The sequence below is a fragment of the Streptomyces sp. NRRL B-24085 genome (genome assembly GCF_001282115.1).
In the GTDB taxonomy this organism is placed as follows: Bacteria; Actinomycetota; Actinomycetes; order Streptomycetales; family Streptomycetaceae; genus Streptomyces.
The window spans coordinates 1-8,309 of record NZ_LJBR01000341.1 but is presented as its reverse complement, the minus strand read 5'-3'; the positions used below and the strand labels follow the sequence as shown (position 1 = coordinate 8,309).

6 protein-coding genes are annotated in these 8,309 nt (G+C 70.6%); 3 read left to right on the top strand and 3 right to left on the bottom strand.

Features of this window, described 5'->3' with window-relative positions; genetic code table 11:
* The first annotated feature begins 209 nt into the window (after positions 1-209).
* Both AOJ26_RS31555 and AOJ26_RS31550 read left to right on the top strand, forming a co-directional pair.
* Positions 210-767: a SigE family RNA polymerase sigma factor gene (locus AOJ26_RS31555; protein WP_053851784.1), complete on the top strand. Its 558-nt coding sequence runs from the start codon at positions 210-212 to the stop codon at positions 765-767.
* Positions 768-1,255: 488 nt separating this feature from the next.
* On the top strand, positions 1,256-2,938 hold the full coding sequence (locus AOJ26_RS31550; protein ID WP_053851783.1) for a long-chain fatty acid--CoA ligase: 1,683 nt from the start codon (positions 1,256-1,258) through the stop codon (positions 2,936-2,938).
* Positions 2,939-3,100: 162 nt separating this feature from the next.
* Here AOJ26_RS31550 and AOJ26_RS31545 read toward each other — a convergent pair whose 3' ends face one another.
* Entirely contained in the window at positions 3,101-4,531 is a 1,431-nt protein-coding gene (locus AOJ26_RS31545) for a recombinase family protein (protein WP_053851782.1), read from the bottom strand.
* 303 nt (positions 4,532-4,834) lie between these two features.
* Positions 4,835-6,028: an MFS transporter gene (locus AOJ26_RS31540; RefSeq protein ID WP_053851781.1), complete on the bottom strand. Its 1,194-nt coding sequence runs from the start codon at positions 6,026-6,028 to the stop codon at positions 4,835-4,837.
* A 135-nt stretch (positions 6,029-6,163) separates the two neighbouring features.
* Between AOJ26_RS31540 and AOJ26_RS31535 the strand changes: the two genes are divergently transcribed.
* On the top strand, positions 6,164-6,748 hold the full coding sequence (locus AOJ26_RS31535) for a TetR family transcriptional regulator (RefSeq protein ID WP_053851780.1): 585 nt from the start codon (positions 6,164-6,166) through the stop codon (positions 6,746-6,748).
* Positions 6,749-6,892: 144 nt separating this feature from the next.
* Here AOJ26_RS31535 and AOJ26_RS31530 read toward each other — a convergent pair.
* A partial coding sequence (locus AOJ26_RS31530) for a response regulator (RefSeq protein WP_324614005.1) occupies positions 6,893-8,309 on the bottom strand: 1,417 nt, incomplete at its 5' end.

Below are 8,309 nucleotides of genomic sequence, written 5' to 3'. Positions count from 1 at the left end.
GGTCCTGGTGACGGCGGGGACGGGGGTGCCCACGTCCGGGCTCGTGCTCACCGCGGACGGGTAGCCCCCAGGGGTGATCCCGCAGTAGACGTGCCTCTCTCGTCCACCTTCAGGAGGTGCAGTCAGCCCCACCTCTACAACCTGAGGGGGAGTCCTCTTCGGGACCTGTGGCCGATGAGCGGGGGGCGTCGCGAATCTAGCGTGGAGCCATGACCACACCCGTCTGCACCAGCGCTTCGAAGGCCGCCGTACCGGCGACGCAGACCCTCGCGTACCCCTCGTTCGCCTCGTACGTGAAGGCCCGCCAGCCGGTGCTGCTGCGTACCGCCCGGTCGCTGACCGCGAACCCGAGCGACGCGGAGGACCTGCTGCAGACCGCCCTGACCAAGACGTATGTCGCCTGGGAGCGCATCGAGGACCACCGTGCCCTCGACGGCTATGTGCGCCGGGCCCTGCTCAACACGCGCACCTCGCAGTGGCGCAAGCGCAAGGTGGACGAGTTCGCGACCGACGAGATCCCCGAGCCCGACCCCGTGCCGGGCGAGGACGACCCCGCCGAGCAGCAGGCGCTGCACGACGCGATGTGGCGGGCGATCATGAAGCTGCCGGCCCGGCAGCGGGCGATGGTCGTCCTCAGGTACTACGAGGACCTCAGCGAGGTGCAGACGGCCGAGGTCCTCGGGGTCTCCGTCGGCACCGTGAAGTCGGCGGTCTCCCGAGCCCTGGGCAAACTCCGCGAGGACCCCGAGCTGGTACTCGCCCGGTAGGGGGCATCGAGCCGGGTGGCGTTCGTCTGCTCGGGGACCGCGGCTCCCCCGGGCTGGTGTTCGTCCACCGGGGGAACGCCGCCTCAGGGCCTTCCAGGGTGGTGCCCGCCCCGCCTGCCGGCAATCGTCGCCCCGGTCAGTGCACGCAGCCTGACATGTGTGCCCCCCGGGCCGGTGCCCTTCCCTCCGGAGATGGCCACCCGGTCGGTGCACAACCGCCAAATAGTTGTCGCTCGGCACCTCGGGGCGCAGTCCGTTCGCCCACCGGGTCGTCGTCAGCCCCCAACGGCCGGAGCCCGCCCTCCGGCAACAGGGACTCGGGCCCCTGCCCGTCCGCCGTCCGCCGGCCAGGGAGCCGCCCCCCAGGGGAACCGTCAGCCGCGGTCGGCCGTTGTGAGGGCATCGTGACGTGATCGATCGCTCGGCTCTAGTGACATACCGCGCGGTATGTGCGCAGAATCGGCGCATCCCTTACTACCGCGTAGGCAATGTCGCCCCGGGAGGACGCCGTGCTGAGCACCGTGCAGGACGTACCGCTGCTGATCTCCAGGATCCTGACCCACGGGTCGTCGATCCACGGCACCTCACAGGTGACCACATGGACCGGTGAGCCGGAGCCGCACCGCCGCTCCTTCGCTGAGGTCGGCGCCCGCGCCGCGCAGCTGGCCCACGCCCTGCGCGAGGACCTCCAGGTCGCCGACGACGAGCGGGTGGCGACCCTCATGTGGAACAACGCCGAGCACGTCGAGGCCTACTTCGCGATCCCCTCCATGGGCGCGGTCCTGCACACCCTGAACCTCCGCCTCCCGGCGGACCAGCTCGCCTTCATCGTGGGCCACGCGGCCGACCGCGTCATCATCGCCAACGGGTCGCTGCTCCCCCTGCTCGCCCCCCTGCTCCCGCACCTCAAGACGGTCGAGCACGTGGTGGTCTCAGGACCCGGCGACCGCACGGCCCTCGAAGGCTCCCACGCGCGCGTGCACGAGTACGAGGACCTGATCGCCGGCAAGCCCACCACGTACGACTGGCCCGAGCTGGACGAGCGCCAGGCCGCCGCCATGTGCTACACCTCCGGCACCACGGGCGACCCCAAGGGCGTGGTCTACAGCCACCGTTCGATCTACCTGCACTCCATGCAGGTCAACATGGCCCAGTCGATGGGCCTGACCGACCAGGACACCTCACTCGTGGTCGTCCCGCAGTTCCACGTCAACGCCTGGGGCCTGCCGCACGCGACCTTCATGACCGGCGTCAACATGCTGATGCCGGACCGCTTCCTGCAACCCGCCCCCCTCGCCGAGATGATCGAGCGCGAGAAGCCGACCCACGCGGCAGCCGTCCCCACCATCTGGCAGGGCCTGCTCGCCGAGCTCACCGCCAAGCCGCGGGACGTCTCCTCGCTCGGCCAGGTCACCATCGGCGGCTCGGCCTGCCCGCCCTCCCTGATGGAGGCCTTCGACCGACTGGGCATGCGGGTCTGCCACGCCTGGGGCATGACGGAGACCTCCCCGCTCGGCACCATCGCGCGCCCGCCGGCCCACGTGGTCGGCACGCCCGAGGAGTTCGCGTACCGCCTCACCCAGGGCCGCTTCCCGGCCGGCGTCGAGGCCCGCCTCACCGGCCCCGGCGGCGAGCGCCTGCCCTGGGACGGCGAGTCCGCGGGCGAGCTGGAGGTCCGCGGCCCCTGGATCGCCGGCGCGTACTACAACGGCCCGGACGCCGAACCCCTGCGTCCCGCCGACAAGTTCAGCGAGGACGGCTGGCTGAAGACGGGTGACGTCGGCACCATCTCCGCCGACGGCTTCCTCACCCTCACCGACCGGGCCAAGGACGTCATCAAGTCCGGCGGCGAGTGGATCTCCTCGGTCGAGCTGGAGAACGCGCTGATGTCCCACCCGGATGTCACCGAGGCCGCCGTCGTCGCCGTCCCCGACGAGAAGTGGGGCGAGCGCCCCCTCGCCACGGTCGTCCTCAAGGAGGGCTCCACCGCCGACTTCGAGTCCCTGCGCGCCTTCCTCGCGAGCGACGTCTGCAGGATCGCCAAGTGGCAGCTCCCGGAGCGCTGGTCGATCATCGAGGCGGTCCCGAAGACGAGCGTCGGAAAGTTCGACAAGAAGAAGATTCGTGAATCACTTAGGTTGGGCCAGTTGGACGTGACCAAGCTGGACTGAACCGAGCAGAGACCAGAGCCCCCGGCGCGCGACGCTGGGGGCTCGCCTTTCCCTCGGCCTCGCTCCAACCGAGGCACCCGGCTCCAGCGGGAGTTCAGGGAGTGAAAAGTAGAGTGCGGAGTCCTGCTCTCAGAGCGGGCCTTCTTGGATTTGCTGAGACGGCTACGCGGTCCATACCACGTCCAGCAAATCGGGATTGAACTTCCGGGCGCCCCGGCCCGCCGAGCGCACCACAATGGCCCGTACATGCTTCAGGATCACCGCGCGCTGCCGCTCAATGGGCAGACGCTCAAATTCTTCCGACAGTTCCACAGTAGCTGCGGTGGCCTTGACCTTCTCGACCATGTGTCTGTTGCGTTCGTATTCTAATTCGTCGCGTTCCCGCTCCAAGGGCTCCAGCATGGCAATAGCCGTAGCGGCGGAGATGCGCTTGGTGTTCATGGCGGCGATGAGTTCGCTGATTTCTTGGGTCACCTCGGCGAACCGCGCAGCACCTTTCCATTCGGCCGCCTTGTTAATAGGCGCCTTCGATGTCGCCTCGGCGTCGTGAATCAGATCGATGATGTGCCTGTCGAGCGACTCGCCGGCGCGGGACATCTTCCCGCAGCCCCCGTCATTGGCGGCGGGGCATCGATAGACGAAGCGGCTCCCCTTGCTTCCCTCCTTCCATGACGAACGCATGTTGGCGAGCATTCGCGTACCGCACTCGGCACAGCGCAGAATCCCGCTCAGCAGGTACTTCTGGTTGTTGCTCTGGTTACTCGTCGTGTACCGCGAGCGAACGCCCTCCAATACGGCAGTCACGGCATCAAGCTTCTCCGGGGTACAGATCGGCTCCCAAACGCCCATGACGGGCTTGCCGTCCGTCCCGATATGCTTTTGGCCCTTGACGGTGCGGAAGCCGGCCAGGCGAGGGTTTCTGAGGATGCCTTTCACTGCGACGCGAGTAATCGGATTCCCAGTATTGCGAGACGTCTGCACGTTCTGGGCTTGCCACTCCTTCACAATCGTGGAAAGCCGCGTACCTGCCAACAGGTCGTCATGTGCCTTACGGATCAGGGCTGCCTGCTCCGGGTGAATCGTCACCCGGTCCTCTTTCCAGCCGAACGGCGGGAAGCCTCCGCCGTTCTTGCCGGCGTCCGCAAGCTCGCGGTGCTTACGGGCTACACGCCTACCCGTGTCGGCGCTGGCCTTATTGGCGAAGGCGACCATGACTCGCGCCATCGTGCGCCCGTCCGACGTCGACAGATCAATGTCGTTCGTGACGGTGCAGAAGACCAGTGCCGGTCGCTCTTCGAATACGTCGATCAGTCGTTCAAGATCGCGCGGTTGCCGGGCCAACCGGTCAAGGTCATAGGCGATCACTCCGTCTATGACACCCGACTGGAGATCCACCAGCAGCCGTTCGAACTCAGGGCGAACCACGTTGCGCTTGAAAGCGCTCACATCGTTGTCGATGTAATCGCGCGCGAGTACCCAGCCGGGTCGCACCCCGGCAACCTGCCTGTAGTCCCGTCGCTGCCGCTCCACGCCCAGTTCCTCGCCGCTCTTGTCGAGGCTGATCCGGGCGTACCCCCCAAGTCTCACGACCACCGTGACTCCTTTTCCCACCCCTGCGAGTGCGGGACATGGCAGGTTATGTGCCTGGCCTGCACTGATCGTGGATCACGAAGGTAGCGCGGAACTAGCGTGCCCGACGGAGGTTCTGAGAAAGGTCCTGCGCAAGCAGTACGCGGAGGGCGGCCTGGACGTCACCAAGCTCTGAGCCAAGCTCTCAGCCAGGCTCCGAGCACACCTCTGAGACCTGACGGACACGGCGGTCAGGGCGTCCCGGGCGAACACACCGGGGGCCCTGACCGCCGTACGGCGACAACCCACCGCGAGGCGGCGGCAGCCTCACCGCCGTACCGAGGTGGTGAGCCAGCCCAGGCCCAGCCACACTCCCGCGACGGCGCACACGCCGCCCCAGCCCCACCAGCCGAACGCCGATCCCGCCAGCGCGGAAGCCGTGGCGCCGCCCGCGAAACCGGCGACCACGTACGCCGTGTTGGCGGTGGCCGGGGTCGAGGTCGTCGTCAGGGCGAGGGTCTGGTTGGCGACGTGGGAGGCGACCAGGGCCGCGTGGACGGCGATCGCCGCGACGAACAGCGCCCACATCGCGTGCCCGCCGAGCCAGAACAACGGGACGGAAGCGGCGGCGAGCAGATACGCCGACCGTACGACCTTGGCGGCGCCGAAGCGGTCCACGAACCCGCCGGCCAGGGGCGCCACCACGCTCGCGGCGAGGCCGAAGAGGCCGAAGAGCCCGGCGGTCGCGGTCGACAGGCCGTAGGACGAGCCGGTCAGCAGGAGGGCCAGCGAGGTCCACAGCGCGCTCCAGGCGCCGTACATCCCCGCCTGCCGCACACACGCGCGCCACAGGTCGGGCGAGCGGCGGACGAGGGACGGCAGGGCGGTGAGGCCCGAGAAGAGCGGGCCGGAGCGGCGCACCCGCTCCGCGGGCAGGGCGTACGCCGTCGCGAGGCCGAGGACGGCCGTCAGGACGGCCGCGCCCACGAAGACCACCCGCCAGCCGAAGGCCTGTCCGATCAGTCCGCCGAGCACCCGGGCCGCGACGATTCCGGTGAACAGGCCCGCGATGACGGCCGCGACGTGCCGGGCGCGGTGATGGGCGGGTGCGCGCTGGGCGACCAGCGGGACCAGGAGCTGGGGGACGACGGTGGCCGCGGAGGCGACCAGCACGGCGGCGGCGAGGGCGGTGGTGCCGGTGGCGAGCGCGGCGGCGGTCAGGGCCGCGGTGGTCACGAGGGAGAGGCCGGCGACCAGGCGCCGCCGGTTCACGCTGTCGCCGAGGGGGGCGAAGACGAGCAGGCCGAAGGCGTAGCCGAACTGCGCGACGGAGGCGACCCAGGCGACCGCGGAGGGCGTCGATCCGAAGTCGTGGGCGATGAGGGGGAGCAGCGGGGCCGCGAGGTAGATGTTGGCGGCGGTGACGGCGGTGCAGACGGCGATGAGGACGAGGAGGAGCGAGCCCGCGTCCCGTGCGGGGGTCTCGGCGGACCGTCCTTGGGTGACGGTGGCTGTCGGCATGACCGGGGCATCCTTAGAGTCGGATCTAATAACCAACTGGTTGGTTGGATGGCTGCCTCAACAGTGTGCGAGGGCCGTCCATTCCCTGTCAACCAAATAGTTGGTTACTGGCTCGGCTGCCCTTACCCTGGCCCCATGGCAGCAGCAAGGGACCCCGAGGCCACCCGGGCCAGGATCTTCGAGGCGGCGGTCGCGGAGTTCGCCCGCCACGGCATCGCGGGCGCCCGCATCGACCGCATCGCCACCGAGGCCAAGGCCAACAAGCAGCTCATCTACGCCTACTTCGGCAACAAGGCGGAGCTGTTCACGAAGGTCCTGGGCAAGGTCATGCTCGATCTCGCGATCGCCGTCCCGGTCGACCCGGACGACATCGAGGGCTGGATCGACCGCCTCATGGACTACCACGAGGCCCACCCCGAGGTGCTGCGCCTGCTGTTCTGGGAGGGCCTGGAGTACGGCTCCGGCACCGAGCTGCCCGACGAGGCCGAACGCCAGGAGCACTACCGTCACAAGGTCGCGACCCTGAAGGACGGCCAGGAACGCGGTGTCGTCACCGACGCCATCCCGCCCCGCGACCTGCTGTTCCTGCTGATCGCCGTGGCCAACTGGGCGGCCGTGGTCCCGCAGATGAAGCGGATCCTGGTGGGCGGGGAGCCCGCGGACCGGGAACGGCTGCGGGCGTCCGTGCGGGAGGCGGCGCGCAGGCTGACCGCGACCTGACGGGACACGCCCGCGAGGACGCGCACATGCCGTGCGCGCACATGCCGTGCGGGCTCACGCCGGTCGGGCGCCTCCTGGCCTGTTCTTCGTCCCGCTCCGGGCTTGGTCCGTCCCGCTCCGAGCCTAGTCCGTGCCGGTCCGGGTCTAGTTCGTCCCGATCCGGGCCAGCAGATCCACGATCCGCGCCTGGACCTCGGGGCTCGTCGACCGCTCGGCGAGGAAGAGGACCGTCTCACCGGAGGCCAGCCGCGGCAGATCGGCCTGGTCGACGGCGGCCGTGTAGACGACGAGCGGCGTCCGGTTGAGCTGCCCGTTGGCCCGCAGCCAGTCCACGATCCCGGCCCGCCGCCGGTGCACCTGCATGAGGTCCATCACGACGAGGTTCGGCCTGAGCTGTCCCGCCAGCGTCACCGCGTCCGCGTCGCTCGCCGCCCGCGCGACCTGCATCCCGCGCCGCTCCAGCGTCGCCGTCAGCGCCAGCGCGATCTCCGCGTGCTCCTCGATCAGCAGCACCCGCGGCGGATGCTGCTCACTGTCCCGGGGCGCCAGCGCTTTGAGCAGTACGGCGGGATCGGCGCCGTACGCCGCCTCCCGCGAGGCCTGCCCGAGCCCGGCGGTCACCATGATCGGCACCTCGGACGCCACCGCCGCCTGCCGCAGCGACTGGAGCGCGGTCCGGGTGATCGGCCCGGTCAGCGGGTCCACGAACAGCGCGGCGGGGAACGCCGCGATCTGCGCGTCGACCTCCTCGCGCGACTGCACGACCACGGGCCGGTACCCGCGGTCGCTCAGCGCCTGCTGGGTCGTCACGTCCGGCGCGGGCCACACCAGCAGCCGCCGCGGGTTGTCCAGCGGCTCCGGGGGCAGCTCGTCGTCCATCGGCTGCGGCCGCGGGGTGTCCGGGATCTCGACGGCCCCACCCGGACCGTCCAACGGCTCGGGCCCCTCGGCGGCGTTCTCGTCCGGCGCCCCTATGGCGTACGACCGTCCGGCCGCCTCGGTGGCGTGCGCGAGCCGGGACTGCCCGGTCTGCGACGGCTGCGGAGCGGGCGTCGGCGCGGACACGGCCTGCTCGGCCGCCGGATGCGGACGGCCGGTCTGCTCCGGGGCCGCCGTGGCGGCGGGGTCGGGCCGGGTGCCGAGCTTGCGCCGCCGTCCCGAACCACCCGGCTGGTGCGGGGGAGGCGTGGCCGCCCCCGGCTGCTGCACCTGGGCCGCCTGCCGGGTGAACGGCACCCCCTGGCCGAGGGTCCGCACGCTGATCGCCCGGCCCTGGGTGGAGTTCGGGTCGACGGGCGCGGCGGGAGCCGCCGCGGCCTCGGCGGGCAGCGGCTGCGCCGCGACCGGTGCCTGTGCCTGACCGGCCTCCGCCGGCAACGGCGTACCGGGCGGCGGAGTGGGCTGCCCGGCGCCGGGAGTCTGTACGGGCTGGGCGGCGGGCCGGTTCGGGGGTACGGCGGCGACACCGGCGCCGGAGGTGTCGTGGCCGGCGGGCCACGGCTGGGAGGCGGGTACGGGCGCGGTCTGCCCCTGGGGCTGGAGCTGCGGCTGGGGCTGGGTC

Coding starts and splice junctions, on each gene's coding strand:
- AOJ26_RS31555 (WP_053851784.1), top strand. CDS start 210: ATGACCACACCCGTCTGCACCAGCGCTTCGAAGGCCGCCGTACCGGCG.
- AOJ26_RS31535 (WP_053851780.1), top strand. CDS start 6,164: ATGGCAGCAGCAAGGGACCCCGAGGCCACCCGGGCCAGGATCTTCGAG.
- AOJ26_RS31540 (WP_053851781.1), bottom strand. CDS start 6,028: ATGCCGACAGCCACCGTCACCCAAGGACGGTCCGCCGAGACCCCCGCA.
- AOJ26_RS31550 (WP_053851783.1), top strand. CDS start 1,256: ATGTCGCCCCGGGAGGACGCCGTGCTGAGCACCGTGCAGGACGTACCG.